Here is a 17,748-nt window from a genome sequence, read left to right as displayed (position 1 = left end):
GTGCAACTTGGGGTACCGGGAGCGGTCCAAAAGTTCGCGAGGAAATAAGCGAGGCAGGAGCACCGAACGAAGTTTTGGATTGCGAGCGGCGCGTAGCGCCCTGGTTGCGCGGAGGTTCCGCCCAGCGACGATCGAAGATCGGAATGACAAAGAGAGATATTTCTTATCGCTGCCACGGGCCAACGGGGTGCCGTCCGGCATCTCGTCTCGGCGGAAGGTCACTAAGCAAAAGGACGTGTTAATGGAAATTGGTTTGTCTGATGAAGCCGATCGGCCTGACTGCAGCCACGAACGCCGGTTGAATTGGCCGAACCTAACGGCTACACAACGTAAAATAATCGACTCAGATTCTTGGTTTACCGACGGTAATCCTCTCTACGGCCGGCTAGTGCGGTCGCATGTTTCACAGTTCCACTGGTTACTCGGTCCGGAGCCAGCGGTCCGTTCAACGAAAGGCAGGTCACACTCGTTCCGATTGCATTGTGAACCCTAAGCGCCGAAAACGAGCAATCTAGAGGACCCGGACAAGCCGTGTCCTCTATTCTTCCAAGTGTGAGGACAACCACGAGTTGAAGTCGCTCTGGCTGATCCGGAGATGACGGCCGATTCGGTAGGCGCGGGGGCCGACGTGCTTCGCGCGCCATTGATAGAACGTCTGCTCGGGAATCTGTAATTGGCTGCAGATGTCTTTCGGGGTCAGCCATTGTTCCGCTGCAGCTTCCGCCGCACCGCTGCCTTCTGGTCTAGCAGTCATCGGTATCTCCGTCGTGTCCGCGGTTTGATCGGGGCCGGCGAAGGCGCCAGCTGTATTCCCGTTCATGGACACGGATAAGGTCGTCGGCATGACCGTTGTCCGGTTGGAGGCGCGACGACGAGACGGCATGACGGCTGGCGCGGGTTGAACCTTATAACGCGATTCGCCCACCGTTTACCCACCGGAAACAACGGCGCGTAACGAAAAATGATGACAAGCTCGCCGCCCGTTTTGACCCGTTTTGCCCCGGAATCTAGGCACTTTTGGCATCCACCGCATACTAATGAAAAACGCGAAATCATTCTCCTAAGGTCCTCGGTTCAAGTCCGAGTAGCCCTACCCGAAAAGAGCCCCTGAGCTGCGGAAACGCGGATCAGGGGCTCGCTCATTTTGGAACAGGGAAGTCCACGGGCACACCATACCGGACGGGATTCCCGCGCTGCGATGTCGTGTACACGGCCGCGTTGCCGGGACGCTACCTGTTGTTCATGTGGACACGGCGTTGGTTGCGGCCGTTGGTTGTTTTGGTCTGATATGAACTGTCCGTGACGAACACTGAAAGTGTTGCGATGCCGTACAGCCCGCAGGATGTCCTGATCCTGGGCAAGCTCGGGGTTGAGGCGATGGTTCTGCCGAGTTCCACGCGGGCGCTCGAGATTGACGAACTCTTCCGCGCTGACCGGAACCTGCGCGGGGTCGTCATAGAAGGCGCGAAGGGTCCGGCATTGTTGACCCGCGAACAATTGGAATTCAAGATGTCGGGCCGGCTTGGGTTTGGGCGTGCCCTGAACGCCCGTTCGGAGGCTGCAGATATGCTGGCCGCAGACGACCTGGTTGTGTCCGCCGAACTGGGGATGTCGGAAGCGGTTGCGGCCATCCTGGAACGACCAGAAGCGACCCGTTACCAAGACATTCTCGTTCTCGCCGCAGGCAGTCCCCGTATCGTGCCCGTCTCGGAGGTCTTCGAGGGTCTGTCGGACGTCTTCCGGCACGCGTCCATGCATGATCCGCTGACAGGCCTGCCCAACAGGCGAATGCTCGAGGCGCAGGCCACGGCCCTGACGAGGGACACCGACCTGTCTCGTATAGGGATCCTTTTCATCGATCTGGACGATTTCAAAGGCGTCAATGACACTTACGGCCACCGGGCCGGGGATGCGGTCCTTGCCGAGTTCGCCGCGCGCCTCTCCGGGTGCGTCCGGCCCGAGGACGGCATCGTCCGACTTGGAGGGGACGAATTTGCCGTCCTCCTGGTGGGTGTGGACGAAAACGAGGCCGGAACTGTCGCCGGCCGGGTGCTGAAATGCATGGACGAGCCATTCGTCGTCGACAGGTTCCGCATCGACGTCACGGCCACGCTGGGTCTGGCCATGGCCGGCGATGTCACCGGCGAGGAGGCACTAAGTCGGCTCGACGCCCTCCTCCGGCACGCGGACGGTGCGATGCTCCACGCCAAACTCGCCGGCAAGCGCCGTGTCGGCCGGATCCGCCGCGGCCGGGCGCCGTCGTCTTTCGTTCGGGATGCGCTCATCCGCCGCCGGCTTCCCCGTGCCCTTGAGGACGGCGCGTTGACCTTGCATTACCAGCCGCTCCGCGACCTGGCCACCGGGGTGGACCACGGCGTCGAGGCGCTGTTGCGCTGGACCGACGTCGAACTCGGGCCGGTCCCGCCGGCGGAATTCGTCCCCGTGGCTGAACACACAGGAGAGATCCTCAGGATCGGCGCCTGGGTCATTGACCGGGCCTGTGCGCAGGCGCGGTCGTGGGCCGATGCGGGAACGCCGTTGAAGATCGCGGTGAATGTCTCTCCGGTGCAACTGGCGGCAGGAACGCTGGATGCCGACATTATGGGTGCACTGGAGCTGCATGGGATCCCGGCAGGGCTGCTGGAAATCGAAATCACGGAAGGAACCGCGATACTCGACCTGCCCGGGGCGGCGACACAACTGCAGCAACTGATCGACGCGGGCCTTGGCGTGGTCCTGGACGACTATGGAACCGCCCAGGCCTCCCTCGCGACGCTCCTCGCACTGCCCTTGACGAGGGTCAAGATCGCAAAGAACTTCATCGACAGGATCGATACCGACCCGCGTGCAGCCGCTATCGTCAGAGGGCTTATCCGTACCCTGCAGTCCGTAGGGATCAAGACAACCGCCGAAAGCGTCGAACGAACCACCCAGCTGGCCGCGTTGCGCGATATGGCCTGCGATACCGCCCAGGGCTCCCTGATCTCGCCCCCGGTCCCTTCCCCGACGTCCCCGCCACTGCCGGTCGCGCCGGGGGATGAACAGACCGAGAGGCTCAACGGGCCTTTCCTGGCCGCATGGCGGGCCGTTGCGCACAATCTCCGGGCCGAACGGATCCGCGCGGTCGAAACCCCCGCGCGGAAGTTCCCCGATGTCGTCCCAGCGGAATCCACGCCAGTCACTTCGACATCGTTCTTAATGGCGGTGAAACGTAATGGCGACGGCGATGAAACTTAATGGCGGTGAAGTTAACGGTAGTGAAAGCCTTGGCGTAGTGCAGCCACGGACGGGGTCCGAACGGTCACCCGCTGCCTGATACGCGGTACGGTTCACATTGGAAGAGCGCCGACGCCTCCACGCTTCGTTTGCACGAAGCGTGGAGGCCGGCTGGATCACGGCGGGGGTGTGGGCATGTATGTAGTGATGGTGGCCAGCGAGTGCGCGCCGGTGGCTAAGGCCGGCGGTCTGGGCGATGTGGTTTTCGGGCTGAGCCGTGAGCTGGAGATCCGGGGGCACGAGGTGGAGATCGTGCTGCCGAAGTATGCGGGCATGCGGTATGAGGATGTGTGGGGGTTGACAATCGACTACCACGACCTATGGGTGCCGTGGCACGGGTCCGCGGTCCGTTGCACCGTGTGGTTCGGCTACGTGCACGGGCGGAAGTGCTTTTTCATCGAGCCGCACTCGGGCGAAGGATTCTTCGACCGGGAGCTCATGTACGGCTACCCCGACGACGTGGACCGCTTCACGTTCTTCTCCAAGGCCGCCATGGAATACCTGTACAAGGTGGGGAAACGCCCGGACGTGATTCACTGCCACGACTGGCAGACCGGACTGGTCCCGGTCCTCTTGTATGAGCAGTACGGGCATGTGATGCCCGACCAGCGGGTGTGCTACACCATCCATAACTTCCGCCACCAGGGTGTGACCAGTGCCCAGGAGCTTTGGAGCACCCAACTGGGCCGGCCCGACTATTTCCTGGACCGTGTCCGCCTCGGTGACGACCATCGGTACGGCGCGGTGAATCTGATGAAGGGCGGGGTGGTTTACTCGAACTTCACCACCACGGTCTCACCCAACCATGCCGCCGAGGCCCGCCACGGCGACGGCGGGGACGGGCTGGGACACACCTTGTCGACACATCAGGCCAAGTTCGGCGGGGTGCTCAACGGCGTGGACTACGAGACCTGGAACCCCGAGATCGACCCTTTCCTGCCCGCCCACTACACGGCGGAGCGGATGGAGGGCAAGTACGAGTCGAAGAGACGGCTGCGGGAACGGCTCTGGATGCGGGACACCTTCAGCCCGATCGTCGCCTATGTGGGACGCCTCGACGACCAGAAGGGGATGCACCTGGTGCATCACGCCCTGTTCTACGCCCTTCAGAGGGGGGCTCAGTTCGTGCTCTTGGGTGACGGCCTGCACAACGGAATCAACGGACACTTCCGGCATCTCAAGCACTACCTCAACGACAACCCGGACTGCCACCTGGAGATCGGATACAGCGAGGAACTGGCGCACCTGATCTACGCAGGGGCGGACATGGTGGTGGTGCCATCAATGTTCGAGCCGTGCGGGCTGACCCCTATGATCGCCATGCGCTACGGGACCATTCCGGTGGTGCGGGCGGTGGGCGGCATGGTCGACACCGTCTTCGACCGGGACTTCTCGGACCGTCCGGGCTGGCAGCGCAACGGATACGTGTTCCACCAGACCGACAACACGGCCATCGAGTCGGCGCTGGAACGGGCGTTCGGGTTGTGGTCCGACTTCCCCGGCGAGTTCCGCGAGCTGATGCTCAACGCGATGCGCAGCGACTACTCCTGGGCCGGCCCGGGCCAGGACTATCTCAACATCTACGACCACATCCGCCACAAGTAGCCCGACCCCGGGGGAAGGAAGCCGATGGACATCATGGACGAGTACGTGGACGGCCTGCCGAATATCTGCGGGGAGGAGACCATGATCGCCCAGGCGATCGCAGCCGGCCGGGAACAGCGAGCGTTCAACGAGATGGACCTCGCCCGGCTGGGCAGCGGCTTCGCCGTGGCGTTGCACATGCACCAACCGTTGATACCCGCCGGCGGGCCGGACTTGCAAAGCGCGGCGGTGATCTCGAACCTTGCGTGGATGATGGACCACCCCGACCAGGGCGACAACCACAACGCTCCGACTTTCGCATGGTGCTACAAGCGGATGGGCGAGTTCATCCCGCAACTCCTGGAGCAGGGACTGGCACCCCGCGTGATGCTGGACTACTCAGGCACCCTGCTGCACGGTATGCGTCAGATGGGCCGCAATGACGTGTTCGACGCACTGGCCCGGATCACCTGCGAAGACCCCTGGCGGGGTGCGGTGGAGTGGCTGGGATCGACCTGGGGGCACGCGGTGGCCCCCTCCACTCCCGTCCAGGACTTCCGTCTGCATGTGCGCGCCTGGCAGCACCACTTCGCCGCCATCTTCGGCACCGAGGCGCTTAGCAGAGTTCGGGGTTTCTCGCCGGCCGAGATGGCTCTGCCGAACCAGCCTGATGTCGCCTATGAGTTTGTGCGCACCCTGGTTGAGTGCGGCTATAGCTGGGTTCTGGTCCAAGAGCACACCGTCGAACGCCCCGACGGCCGTCCATTAGACCATCCGCACCTGCCGCATCGGCTCACCTGCACCAGCTCCAGGGGTGAGACCGCCTCGATCACCGCGATCGTCAAAACACAAGGCAGCGACACCAAACTGGTCGGCCAGATGCAGCCCTACTACGAGGCCAGGGATCTCGCACCCGTGCAGTTGGCCGGCCGCATGGTCCCGCCGCTGGTGACCCAGATCGCGGACGGCGAGAACGGGGGCGTGATGATGAACGAGTTTCCCCCAAATATTTTGATGCCATCGCCGAGTCCTCCGGCTCGCCCAGCCCCGCTCTGAACGTTTCGGAGTATCTTGAAGCCCTCACTGCCTTCGGTGTCGACCCGGCGGACCTGCCGCCGATCCAGCCGGCGGGCCAGCACCGGGTCTGGGAGCGGCTCGCCCCGGGCGAGGGACCCGAGCGGCTCGAAGAAGTGATCGACAAGCTCTCCGGAGAGGACGGCAGGTTCCACATGGACGGCGGCAGTTGGACCAACAACATTTCCTGGGTGTCCGGCTATGACAGCGTCCTTGCCCCGATGCAGCGGGCCAGCGCCCTTTTCAACCAGCGATTCCTCACCGCCGGGGTGCCCAGCAGCGATCCCGCCTACCGCCGGGCGCTTTTTTACCTGCTGGCGTGTGAGACCAGCTGCTACCGCTACTGGGGTCAGGGAATCTGGACCGACTATGGCGCCGAACTCGCCCGCCGCGCCATCGAAGCCTGCGAGGCCGCCTGATGGCCGGGCAGATCGACTTCGCGCTGGTGCTCAACCTGCACCAGCCCGCCGGCAACCTCGAGAACCTGCTCGAGGCCGACCCGTGGGCCGCCCGAGAGATCCTTTACGCCCTCGACCGCATCCCAAGGTCCCTCTGGCCATATGAGGACATCGGCCGGGTCCACCTGTCGATCTCAGGCACCCTGCTCGAGACCCTCGCGGATCCGGCCTTCCAGTCCCGCGTGTATGGGATCGTGGACTGCGGATCGTTGCTTTGGCACTTGCAGAACACCGCCATCATCGACGTCCTCGCCACCGGCTACCACCACCCCGTCCTGCCCCTCATACCCGCCCACGACTGGCCCGGCCAGCTCCAAGCGTGGCGCCAAACGGGCGAACGGCTCTTCGCCCGCCCCCACATGGGTGGGTTCTGGCCGCCCGAGATGGGTTTCACCATGGAGCTCATCCCCCTCCTGCAGGCAATGGGCTACAAGTACGTGCTCGTCGACTCCAACAACGTCGAGGCGGTCGATGCGATGCGCTGGGACGAACTGCGCTACCGAACGCATGTCGCCCGCCACGGCGGCGCCCAGATCACCGTGGTCGTGCGCGACAGGGAACTCTCCGACGCACAGCAGTCCGGAATGGACCCCGACTGGTTCATCCGCGAGGTCAACGCCCGCACCCGGCACTGCGACTTCACGCCATTGGTCACTACCGCCACCGACGGCGACAACGGCGGATGGTTCAGAAACACGACCGCCGGCGTCAACTTCTGGACTGCCTTCTACCAGCCCTTCCTCGAACGGGCCCGCAGCGGCACCGCAGGCGGTATCGCCCCCACCTTCATAGCCGACCACCTCGACCGCCACCCACCCTACGGCGAAGTAGTAGTGCGCGACGGGGCCTGGAACACCGGTTGGCACGACGGCAGCGGCTTCACGCAGTGGACCGGCAGCCCCGCCCAGCGCGAGGCCCTCGCGCGTGTCCGGCAGGTCAGCGGGCAACTTCATGCCGCCGCCAACCGGGCCGACCGGTCCGACCCCGGCCTCGAGCTGGCCCGCCGCCATCTCCTCCAAGCCCAGACCAGCTGCAACTTCTTCTGGGGCGAAGCCTGGCTCGCCCGCTGCCATGGCGAACTCGACCAAGCCGCCGCCGCCATTACGCCTTGAACCGCCAGCCGGCAAAAATCCGGGGTTTTGGTGACTGACGCTGACGGCGATCCGTTCGCGCTTGATCTCAAGTTCCGTTAGGCCAAAGTCGGGACTCTCGGCCCCGTTGTGAACGGGGCCGCGGACTTAGAATTGATCATGACCGGGCAAGACACCGTAGAGGTGGAACGAAAGTACGAAGTCGAGCAGGGTGCCCCGTTGCCGGAACTGGCCATGCTCGCGGGGGTGGACCGGGTCGGGGCGCCTGAAGAAGAAGACCTGGATGCGGTCTATTTTGATACCGGGGATCTGACGCTGGCGGCCCAGGGAATTACGCTGCGGCGGCGCAGCGGCGGAGACGACGCCGGCTGGCACCTGAAATTGCCTCTCGGACCTGGTGAACGTCGGGAGATGACCGAGCCCGTGGGAAGCGACCCCGACAGCGCACCGGAACGCCTGCGGAGGCTCGTGCTCGTTCACACACGTGACCGTGTCCTGGTCCCCGTCGCACAACTGAGCACACGGCGCACGGTCCTGTCCCTGTACGGGCCGGCCAACACGGTCCTGGCCGACTTCTGCGATGACCGGGTGGACGCCCGCACGTTCCTTGGCACGCCCGAATCCAGCAGCTGGCGGGAGTGGGAGATCGAACTTGTTGACGGGCGCCCCGACCTGCTCGACGCGGCAGACACGCTTCTGGCGGGGTCCGGCCAGCACCCGGCGGCACTGCCCTCGAAGCTTGCACGTGCCCTGGGCGCCAGCTACCCTGACACGCCCGCACCCCCGCCAAAACCGACGCGCAAAGGCCCGGCCTCGGCAGTGCTTATGGCCTACATGCACGCCCTGTTGCAGGCTCTGAAAACGCATGACCCCGGCGTGCGAGAGGACCTGCCGGACGCCGTACACCAGCTTCGGGTCGCCGCACGCAGCATGCGCTCGGCCCTGGCCACCTATGGCAAACTCACCGACCTCACGGTCGCCCGGAGTCTGCGGGAAGAACTGAAGTGGCTGGCAGGGGCTGTGGGTGCTGCCCGCGACACGGAGGTCATCCTCCAGCGACTCAGGGATATGATCGGCGCTGAACCGACGGAGCTTCTCGTGGGCCCTGTCCAACAGCGGATAGAGGAACACCTCGGCGCCAGACACCACGACGCACGGGCGGCCGGACTGGCAGCCCTTGACAGTGACAGGTACTTCCGACTGCTCGATTCCCTCGACTCCTTCGTCACCAATCCGCCGCTTTCGGACCGCGCCCGCAAGCCGGCCGGGAAGTGCGTGGCAGACCGGGTAGCGGCCGACCGGTCCCGCCTGAAGCATGCCGTCGACGCCGTAGACGGCGCACAGGAGGGGGCGCCGGCCGATGCTGCACTGCACGAGGTACGCAAGTCCGCGAAACGACTGCGGTATGCGGCCGAGGCGGCGGCCGCGATCCACGGGAAGCGGGCCCGCCGGCTGGCACGGGCCGCGGAGCACGTTCAACAGGTCCTCGGCGAGCACCAGGACAGCCTGGTCACTCGCGAGGTGCTCCGAGACCTGGGCGCGACGGCCCCTTCGGAAGGAGCGAACGGATTCAGCTATGGGCGTCTGCATGCCCTCGAACAACAGCGCGGATCCGACTCCCGGGCACAGTTCCTTCTCGCCTGGGCGCAGTTCCGGCCGAAATCCCTTCGCAGGAAGTAAATGCTCCGACGGTTTTTGATGGACTCATGCCATATCGTACTGAGCAGGACTCACTCCTGTTTGAAAGCCGCCTTTGGATCTGATCCGAACGCCTCAAGAAGCGATGTGTTATCTGGGGCCTCGTGGGTTTTCTGGACGTAGTGCTTTTTTGTCACGTTTCGCTCGAGTGGCCAAGCTGTGCGGAAGCGACAGCCACGTCTGACGAGGCCTCCAGCAGGGTTCACACCGTCTTTCTGAAGGTGTGCGGGGTTAACCCATGGATGACCACATTCACGGCGCTTTCGTATCCCGGAATAGCCCACGGGCGGCGAGCGGACTCTTCAATGCGGTCGTTCGCGTCCTGCAGCGACGACCTGAGTCGGTCGCCTTTCACGTCAATGGCGACAATGAAAGAGATTGCCTGCACCCTTCCGCGGAGACCGAGGCGGATCCGGTGCCGGAATCGCCGGCAGCCGCACCGCAGGCCGACACTGTGGCGGCGATGAGGAGAGAACCGAGAGCTAGAGCAATGGGGCGACGTGGGTGAGGCACAACGAACTTCTGATGTGATGAAAATATCTCGGCTGTCATTCTTTGGAGTGACAACTGTTAGATGCACAGGCGAACGTAAAGTGCAGGCAAGGCGCAGGTGGACGGTGCGTGAACAGCGGGCGGCCTTCGCTGTGCGCCAACGGATATGGCGGGCTCATGCGTCAAGCGCCGTCTCGACGCCGGAGGGGCGGCGAGAGGGAGCCCCTGGATCGCGGCAACCAACCGGCGCATATTCGACTGGTCACGCCGTCGACAACGACACGCCGGAGCATCCGGTGCCCGGATTTCCCCGGATCGCGAAGAAGCGGTCCCGGAAATACCCGGGACCGCTTCTTCCTGCCCGTTGACAGAACGAACTACATATTAGTTTTTCGGGTGCCGTTTGATGTCGATGGCGAGGGCGACGACGAAGGCTGCCCCCAGGGCAACTGCCAGGATCGGCGGGAGCAGCTGGGAGTGCTCGAAACCGTTCAGGACGAATCCGGCGCCGACGGCGAGCACGGACACCACCGCGGCGGCGATCTTCCAGTCGTCTCCAATGATGAAGTCGTACCAGAACTGGGCGAATCCCTTGAGGAATTTCATTGCTTAGACCTCCCCTCGGGCGTCGACGAGGGCTGTTGAGGCCTTCGGGGCAGCGACCGGGACCCTGAGGACCCGGACCAGCACGACCGAGAGCAGCAGCCAGCCGGCCAGGATCGGCAGCAGGACGAAGTCCGAGCCGATCCACTCAAGGCTGGTCCGGTCCGGGGTGAGGCTTCCCAGGCCCTCGACGGCCCAGAAGGTGCCGAACGTCGCGAGCAGGAGGCCCACACCGAACTTGAGGGTGTTCTCGGGCACCTTGGTCAGCGGCGCGTGGACGACAACCGCGGCGAGCAGGACCACGACCACGGCGGCAACCGCACCCAGGATCGCGACAGGCATGTTATGGGCGTTGAGGCCGAAGGTGATGACGATGAAGACCACCTCGACACCTTCGAGGAACACGCCCTTGAAGCTGATGACGAACGAGAACCAGTCGAGCCCGAACCGGGTCTCGTTCCCGGCCGCGGCGGCGGCCTTGGCCTGCTTCTCGTAGATTAGCGCTTCATCGTGCAGGGCCTTGCGCCCGGAGGAGCGCAGAATTGCCTTGCGCAGCCACTGCAGCCCGAAGACCAGCAGCAGGATGCCTATCACGAGCTGCAGGCTCGAGCGCGGCAGCCAGGTCGCCAGGGCATACCCCGTAACTGTAGTGAATCCGGTCAGCGCCACAAGCGCCGCCCCAATGCCGACCAGCGTCGACTTCCAGCTCCGGGTCATGCCCATCGCGAGCACAATAGTCAATGCCTCGACCATCTCTACGATGGCGGCCACAAACACGGAAATGGCCAAGCCCCAATCGGTACTTGAACCCATGACTACCACCCTTTCGAATCCTTTTGGCCATACGTTCGTTATCCATAGTAACCATCGTTATATCCCATATGCAACATGATGACCTGTGGCAGGTTGATGATGTTATAGCTTCGGATATCGGGAACCTCTCACCTTGGATGCAACCACTCACGAGCGGAAGATAGCCGACCGTCATGTATTCAAAACACCGGACGTCACCCGTCCCGCGAGCGGCAGACGGTACGATGGGCCTTGGCAACAAGAGGAGACCTGATGAACGTCGAAACGAACACGCCCACCGGGCCGGGCCCTGAGACGGAAGCACCACGGCCGGCGCGGACCGGGAGCCAGGACCCGATCACCTGGCTCATCCTGATCTACCGGGTACCCAGCGAACCCACGCGCCTGCGCGCGGCGGTCTGGCGCCGGCTGCGCAATCTGGGCGCCGTCTATATGCAGAATTCCGCGGCCGCCGCGCCCCGCACACCCCAAAACGAGCGGGCCATGCGCGCCCTGCGCAACGAGATCGTCGAATCGATGGCAGGCAAGGCATTCCTGGTCAACGCGGCATCCCTCATCGGCGAGAACGACCTCGTGAACATGTTCAACGAAGCCCGTAACGACGAATACGAGGAGATTCTCGACAAGTGCCGCGACTTCCACGCCGGGGTGGAAAAAGAGGTCAGGGAAGAGCACTTCACCTATGGCGAACTGGAGGAAAACGAGGAGGACCTCGGGAAACTCCGCGGGTGGTTCGAGAAGGTCAAAGCCCGCGACGTCCTCGGTGCGCCCATGGCCGAAAAGGTGGCCGATGAGCTCGCCCGGTGCGCAGTGACACTCGAAGAATTCGCCTCCCAGGTCTACGAAGCCGACAACGCCTCGCTCTGACGACGGATCCGCGATGACCTTCCACACCTCCGGCCTGGACCTGGCCTCCCGGGGCATCACCCTGCGGCGGCGCACCGGCGGAACCGACCGCGGGTGGTACCTGAAGATCCCCCAGGGCCCGGACCGGCTGCGGGAGATCCAGGCGCCGCTGGCCAACCCGAGACCGTGCCCGAGGAACTGATCGACCACCTGCTCGTGATCCCGTAGACGGAGACTGGCTGGGCCCTGGGTTCGCCCGATTACAGATGGCGAGCAGGGGCATGATGGGACATGATCGGAATATGCGCCGATCCGGAAAGACTCCATTCTGGGCGGTCCCTCCAGCCCTGCGTGGCTACAGGAGCGAGTGGCTGCGCCACGACCTGGTGGCCGGCGCCGCTCTCTTCGCGATCTTGGTCCCCGCGGGCATGGCATACGCCCAGGCCGCCGGTCTTCCACCGGTGACCGGCCTGTACGCGACGGTAGTGCCTCTGATTGTCTACGCAGCAGTCGGGCCATCGCGTGTGCTGGTGTTGGGGCCGGATTCCGCGCTCGCGCCGATGATCGTTGCAGCATTGATTCCCCTGGCCGCGGATAACAAGCAGAAATCCGTTGCGCTGGCGGGTCTCCTGGCCATACTGATCGGCGCCATCTTGCTGTTCGGGTCGGCACTGAAGCTGGGAATCGTCACGGGACTGTTGTCGAAGCCCATCCGGCTCGGCTATCTCAACGGCATCGCCTTGCTGGTAGCTGTGTCCCAGCTTCCCACCCTCCTGGGGATGTCCGTGGCAGGCGGCACACCTTGGGAAAAACTCTTCGCCGCCGTGCCGAAGGTGTTTGCCGGCGAGTCCAATTTGACGGCATTGCTGCTCGGCTTGGTCTCGCTGGCCCTCATCTGGGTTCCCCGCTGGCTGAAATGGAAGGTTCCGGGCGTGCTCATTGCGGTAGTTGTGGCCTGCATCGCAGTGGCCCTGCTGGGACTCCACGAGCGTTTGAAGGTCACAGGTGCCCTCCCGCAGGGGCTCCCCGCACCAGCCCTGGGCGGAATTGGCTGGGCCGACGTCCTGGCACTTTTGCCCGCCGCAGCCGCGATCGCCCTCATCGTCTTCGTTGATACCGGAACCCTGTCCCAATCCCTGGCGGCCGCAGAGGGCGGCAGGGTATCCGGCAACCATGAAATGGCAGCCTTGGGTGCCGCGAACGCTGCCAGCGGGCTACTGGGTGGCTTCCCGGTGTCGGCAAGTACGTCCCGCACGCCGGTGGCAGTCGAGTCCGGGGCGAAATCCCAGCTCACAGGGGCCGTAGGCGCAGTACTGGTGCTCGGATTCATGCTCGTGGCGCCCGGCGTCACCGAGTTCCTGCCCGCCGCAACCCTTGCCGCCATTGTCATCGCCGCAGCCGCAGGAATAGCCGACCCGGCCGGTGTGCGACGGCTTATCGGCATGAGCCGCAGTGAATCGTTGGTGATGCTCGCGGCATTTCTTGGGGTCACCATACTGGGCGTCCTCCCGGGCATCGCCGTTGCCATCGGCTTGGCAATTCTGGACTTCCTACGGCGGGCTTGGGACCCCTACCGTACTGAACTTGTGGACGTGCCGGGGGTACCGGGGTATCACGACGTGCGCCGGCATCCGGAAGGGGAACGCATCCCCGGCTTGTTGATCCTGCGCTTCGACGCACCGCTGTTCTTCGGCAACGGAGCCTTGCTGGGGTCCTTCGTGCGCAACGAACTGGACCAGGCGCCGGGCGGCATAGAACGCGTGGTGCTGGCGGCAGAGCCCGTGACAGGAATCGACACGACTGCGCTGGACGAGTTGGTGCAGCTTGACGAATGGCTAGACCGGCACGGCGTGGACCTTGTGTTCGCCGAGCTCAAAGGCCCGGTCAAAGACAAATTGTTGCAATACGGCATGGGCGCCCGCTTCTCTTCCGAACATTTCTACCCAACAGTGAGCGCAGCAGTAAGGGCGTTCCAACGGGGGGATGGGGAGGCGTAGGGAAGCGGTTATCACAGTCATCAACCATTTCCTCCGGGACGGGGGCCGGCCCCGGATGACCGATGTTGGAGCAGTTTCCCTGACAGAACCGCTCCCGCTGGTCCGATCCGAACAACGCTAACAGCGCCACCATGGTGGACTTGATCGGGATGTCAGGCAGGCATGCCGGGCCGAAAAATAACCTGCCTGGCATGCCTATTGTCCTGTTAGACTGCGGGCGACACTTCGCGGCGCCAAGAGGAGGCCCGGATGGGGGAGGCAGAGAAATCGTGGACCCCCGAGGACCCTTGGTGGGTCAGGGACAATCTTCGCGCCGCCATCGACCGCCTCGTTGAGCTGGGATACACGGTCCGCGGCGGCCAAGGCGAGGACCCGGAGCTTATCGACCCCGGCGGCTCGGCTGTGGAGACGTGGCGGGAGGACTACCCCTACGACGAACGCATGACCCGCGACGCATACGAAGCGGAGAAATACCTCCTGCAGATCGAACTGCTCAAATTCCAGTACTGGGGCCAGGACCACGGTTACAAGAACGTGATCGTTTTCGAGGGCCGCGACGCGGCCGGCAAAGGGGGGACGATCAAGCGCTTCACCGAGCACCTCGATCCACGCTCCGCCCGGACCGTCGCCCTGGGAAAACCCTCCGACCGTGAACAGGGCCAGTGGTACTTCCAGCGATACATCCAGCACCTGCCCACGGCAGGTGAAATCGTGATGTTCGACCGCTCCTGGTACAACCGCGCGAACGTCGAACGCGTCATGGGATTCTGCACCGACGAGGAATACCAGGCCTTCATGGCGCAGGCGCCCTTGTTCGAGAAGATGCTGGTGGATTCCGGGATCCACCTGAACAAGTTCTGGTTCTCGGTGACCCGCCACGAGCAGCGCACCCGCTTTGCCATCCGCCAGATCGACCCCGTCCGGCGCTGGAAACTCTCGCCCGTGGACCTTGCCTCCCTCGACCGGTGGGAGGCCTACACCGAGGCAAAGGAACAAACCTTCCTCCGCACCGACACAGACCACGCGCCCTGGATCACCATCAAATCCAACGACAAGAAGCGCGGACGCATCAACGCCATGCGCTACTTCCTCAACCAGTTCGACTACGACGGCAAAAACACCGCGGTGGTCCACGACCCCGACCCGCTGATCGTGCGCCGAGGCCGGATAGCTGTCGGCGACTGAACTTCCGCCGCGGAATCCCTTCGTGCTAGCAGCCGCCTGCCAGCCCGATGACAAGGGAAGATTGAAGCACGGGCCCTTGTGGCTGTCATCAACAACCTTGCCGAGCGGTTCTCTGACATGCCACGCTTGGACACCGAAACCGTAGTCGCCGAAGTCCCTACCCAAAAAGAGCCCCTGACCTGCGGAAACGTAGGTCAGGGGCTCTTTTGCTCGTGTTGACGCGGCGGCCCCGCATACTTATGCGCGCCCCCGGCAGCCGGAGCCGCGGGGGCACGCTCCTTTAGGTGCTTGGTGAACGGTCAGGAGACCTGGAGGCCGCCGTTGATGTCGTACGTTGCCGCGGTGATGTAGCCTGCGTCCTCGCCGAGGAGGAAGCTCATCAGCGCGGCTACTTCCTCGCGGGTGCCCACTCTGCCCATCATGATGCCCTGGGACATTTCGGCTTTGCGTTCCTCGGTGAGGGTGCCGCCCATGATGTCGGTGTCGATGGGGCCGGGTGCGACGCAGTTGACGGTGATGCCGTGCTCGCCGACTTCGCGGGCCAGGGCGCGGGTGAAGCCGATGACGCCTGCCTTGGATGCGCTGTAGGCGACCTTGGAGAATGTGCCGCCGCCGCGCTGGGCGGAGATGGAGGAGATGCTGACGATGCGCCCGACCTTGCGTTCGATCATGCCCTTGAGTACGGCCTGGCTGACCAAGAATGTGCCGCGCATATTGATGTCGAACACTCGGTCCCATCCTTCGACGGTCTCTTCCATGAACGGGGTGGGGTTGCTGATACCGGCGATGTTGGCCAGCCCGACGATCGGCGGCAGCTCTGCCTCCACCTGGGCGATTGCGGTGTCCACCGAGTCCTTGTCGGAGACGTCGGCGCCCAGCCCGATCGTCTGGACGCCGTGCTTTGCGGCGATCTCGTCGGCTGCTGCCTTCGCATCGACGCCGTTGATGTCCAGGATGGCCACGGCCCAGCCTTCACTGGCCATCCGGTCCGCAGCAGCGCGGCCGATGCCTCGGGCCGAGGCGGCTCCGGTGAGCACAACTGTGCGGGCAGTGGGGAAATTGGTGGAGGTCATTGCTTGGTTTCCTTCGGTAGTGCGGGATCAGGAGGGGTCGGAAGGCTCAGCTGTTTGGGCAAGCGTGGCGTCGCCTTCGGGGCGTTTGCGTGCGTAAAGGTAGGTGGCTATGCCGGTGGCGGCCAGGCATAGGGAGAGGAAAACGAGGCCGCTCTGGTTGTTGCCGGTGGCGTCCTTCAAGAGGCCCACCGCGTATGGGGCCACGAAGCCGCCCAAGTTGCCCAGCGAGTTGATGAGGGCAAGGCCCGAGGCTGCCGCAGCGCCGGTGAGCGCGGCCGAAGGCATGGACAGGAAGGGCGCGATGGCCCCGTAGATGCCCATGGCCGAGGCAATGAGGCCCACCATTGCGAGGAAGGGGTTGACCGGGAGTAGGAAGCCGGCTGCAAGCAGGCCCGCGCCGGCGAGAATCATGCTGGCTGCGGTGTGCCATGCGCGCTTGCCGGTCTTGTCCGCGCGCTTGCTCCACCAATACACGAACACCGCGGCGATGGCGTACGGAATGAAGACGATGAATCCGATTTCCGTCGTCGAGAACTTGCCAAGTGCCGAGACGATGGTGGGCATCCAGAGGCCCAGTCCGTAAATGCCACAGACCAGACCGAAATACAGGGCGGAATATGCGAGGGTGCGCTTGTCTTTGAGTCCGGCCAGGAAGTTGTGGTGTCCGGACTTCGATTTGAGGGCAAGTTCCGCGTCCATGGTGTTGGCGAGCCATTCGCGCTCGTCGTCTTTGAGCCATTTGGCGTCGCGAGGCCGGTCTGTCATGAGAATCGGTGTGAGAAGGCCCAGCAGGACTGCAGGGATGCCCTCAAGGATGTAGAGCCACTGCCAGCCGTGGAGGCCCAGGACGCCGTCCATTTGCAGCAGCAGGCCGGAGACCGGAGCGCCTAGCGCGTTGGACAGTGGCTGCGCGAGGATGAAGATCCCCAGCACGGTAACGCGTTGCGCGGCGGGGAACCAGAGCGTCAGGTAGAACAGGATGGCGGGGAAGAATCCGGCCTCGGCCGCTCCCAGGAGGAAGCGGAGGATGTTGTAGCTGGATTCGCCGTTCACCAGGGCCATGGCGGCGGCGAGCAGGCCCCAGGTGATGAGGATCCGGGCCAGCCATTTGCGTGCGCCGAATCGGTACATGCCCGCATTGCTGGGAACTTCGAGCAGCGCGTATCCGAGGAAGAAGATCCCGGCGCCGAGCCCGTAGGCGGCGGCGTTGAGGCCGATGTCCGCGCTCATGGTCAGCTTGGCGAAACCTACGTTGTTCCTGTCCAGGTACGCGACGAAGTACAGCAGCACGATGAGGGGCATGATGCGGCGGCGCACCTTGCGCAGCGTGTGTTCACCCAGTTCACCAAGGGCGGGGGAGCGCATCGTGAGGGAAGTCATCTTTGACCTTCTGTCTGTCGGATCCGCACCGGCAACTGCGCTCAGCGGGGAATCCAGGGGATGTGAGGGAATCATTCGATCTAATTGAGTCAGATGTCAGACATCTGATATGACGAAAATCATACGATGCCGTGAGCAGGGGGTCAATACTCGGATCGAAATACAGTTTTCGCGTGGC

Annotated in this window: 15 protein-coding genes; 10 read left to right on the top strand and 5 right to left on the bottom strand. The window is 63.8% G+C overall.

Translation table 11 applies throughout. The annotated features are described in order from the left end of the window. Positions 1 to 538: 538 nt before the first annotated feature. Complete coding sequence (locus OW521_RS04325; protein WP_268023259.1) at positions 539 to 754, bottom strand: helix-turn-helix domain-containing protein; 216 nt, start codon at positions 752 to 754, stop codon at positions 539 to 541. A 545-nt stretch (positions 755 to 1,299) separates the two neighbouring features. On the opposite strand from OW521_RS04325, the gene OW521_RS04320 reads away from it, so the two are divergent. The 6 genes from OW521_RS04320 to OW521_RS04295 all read left to right on the top strand — a co-directional run bounded on the left by OW521_RS04320 (position 1,300) and on the right by OW521_RS04295 (position 9,163). After that, positions 1,300 to 3,237 carry a putative bifunctional diguanylate cyclase/phosphodiesterase gene (locus OW521_RS04320; RefSeq protein ID WP_268023258.1) on the top strand — a complete coding sequence of 646 codons (1,938 nt, stop codon included), beginning with the start codon at positions 1,300 to 1,302 and terminating at the stop codon, positions 3,235 to 3,237. Between the two features lie 186 nt (positions 3,238 to 3,423). After that, positions 3,424 to 4,881: a glycogen synthase gene (locus OW521_RS04315; protein ID WP_268023256.1), complete on the top strand. Its 1,458-nt coding sequence runs from the start codon at positions 3,424 to 3,426 to the stop codon at positions 4,879 to 4,881. A 24-nt stretch (positions 4,882 to 4,905) separates the two neighbouring features. Then, entirely contained in the window at positions 4,906 to 5,916 is a 1,011-nt protein-coding gene (locus OW521_RS04310; protein ID WP_268023254.1) for a hypothetical protein, read from the top strand. 134 nt (positions 5,917 to 6,050) lie between these two features. Continuing rightward, positions 6,051 to 6,353 (top strand): hypothetical protein, encoded by a 303-nt coding sequence (locus OW521_RS04305; RefSeq protein ID WP_268023253.1) that lies wholly within the window; start codon positions 6,051 to 6,053, stop codon positions 6,351 to 6,353. Beyond that, entirely contained in the window at positions 6,353 to 7,504 is a 1,152-nt protein-coding gene (locus OW521_RS04300) for a hypothetical protein (protein ID WP_268023252.1), read from the top strand. The genes OW521_RS04305 and OW521_RS04300 overlap by 1 nt, the downstream gene beginning before the upstream one ends. 138 nt (positions 7,505 to 7,642) lie before the next feature. Further along, the gene (locus tag OW521_RS04295) at positions 7,643 to 9,163 is read left to right on the top strand and encodes a CYTH and CHAD domain-containing protein (protein ID WP_268023251.1); all 1,521 of its coding nucleotides are present in this window, start codon (positions 7,643 to 7,645) and stop codon (positions 9,161 to 9,163) included. An 894-nt stretch (positions 9,164 to 10,057) separates the two neighbouring features. Here OW521_RS04295 and OW521_RS04290 read toward each other — a convergent pair. Next, positions 10,058 to 10,279 (bottom strand): hypothetical protein, encoded by a 222-nt coding sequence (locus tag OW521_RS04290; RefSeq protein WP_268023250.1) that lies wholly within the window; start codon positions 10,277 to 10,279, stop codon positions 10,058 to 10,060. Positions 10,280 to 10,282: 3 nt separating this feature from the next. Continuing rightward, positions 10,283 to 11,089 (bottom strand): COG4280 domain-containing protein, encoded by an 807-nt coding sequence (locus OW521_RS04285; protein WP_268023248.1) that lies wholly within the window; start codon positions 11,087 to 11,089, stop codon positions 10,283 to 10,285. Between the two features lie 252 nt (positions 11,090 to 11,341). Here OW521_RS04285 and OW521_RS04280 point away from each other — a divergent pair, with 252 nt between their 5' ends. The 4 genes from OW521_RS04280 to ppk2 all read left to right on the top strand — a co-directional run bounded on the left by OW521_RS04280 (position 11,342) and on the right by ppk2 (position 15,117). Further along, on the top strand, positions 11,342 to 11,956 hold the full coding sequence (locus tag OW521_RS04280) for a Chromate resistance protein ChrB (RefSeq protein WP_268023246.1): 615 nt from the start codon (positions 11,342 to 11,344) through the stop codon (positions 11,954 to 11,956). Between the two features lie 13 nt (positions 11,957 to 11,969). Next, complete coding sequence (locus tag OW521_RS04275) at positions 11,970 to 12,137, top strand: hypothetical protein (protein ID WP_268023244.1); 168 nt, start codon at positions 11,970 to 11,972, stop codon at positions 12,135 to 12,137. 100 nt (positions 12,138 to 12,237) lie between these two features. Next, positions 12,238 to 13,932 carry a SulP family inorganic anion transporter gene (locus OW521_RS04270; RefSeq protein ID WP_268023242.1) on the top strand — a complete coding sequence of 565 codons (1,695 nt, stop codon included), beginning with the start codon at positions 12,238 to 12,240 and terminating at the stop codon, positions 13,930 to 13,932. A 249-nt stretch (positions 13,933 to 14,181) separates the two neighbouring features. Beyond that, positions 14,182 to 15,117 (top strand): polyphosphate kinase 2, encoded by a 936-nt coding sequence (gene ppk2, locus OW521_RS04265; RefSeq protein ID WP_268023240.1) that lies wholly within the window; start codon positions 14,182 to 14,184, stop codon positions 15,115 to 15,117. 299 nt (positions 15,118 to 15,416) lie between these two features. Here the strand turns inward: ppk2 and OW521_RS04260 are convergent, their stop codons facing one another. Both OW521_RS04260 and OW521_RS04255 read right to left on the bottom strand, forming a co-directional pair. Then, positions 15,417 to 16,190 carry an SDR family NAD(P)-dependent oxidoreductase gene (locus tag OW521_RS04260; protein WP_268023238.1) on the bottom strand — a complete coding sequence of 258 codons (774 nt, stop codon included), beginning with the start codon at positions 16,188 to 16,190 and terminating at the stop codon, positions 15,417 to 15,419. A 27-nt stretch (positions 16,191 to 16,217) separates the two neighbouring features. Further along, complete coding sequence (locus OW521_RS04255; RefSeq protein ID WP_268023236.1) at positions 16,218 to 17,570, bottom strand: MFS transporter; 1,353 nt, start codon at positions 17,568 to 17,570, stop codon at positions 16,218 to 16,220. Positions 17,571 to 17,748 lie beyond the last annotated feature (178 nt).

The sequence above is a fragment of the Arthrobacter sp. MMS18-M83 genome (assembly GCF_026683955.1).
Lineage (GTDB): Bacteria > Actinomycetota > Actinomycetes > Actinomycetales > Micrococcaceae > Arthrobacter.
Note: the sequence above shows the minus strand (reverse complement) of the source record. Positions and strands in the feature narration are given on the sequence as shown.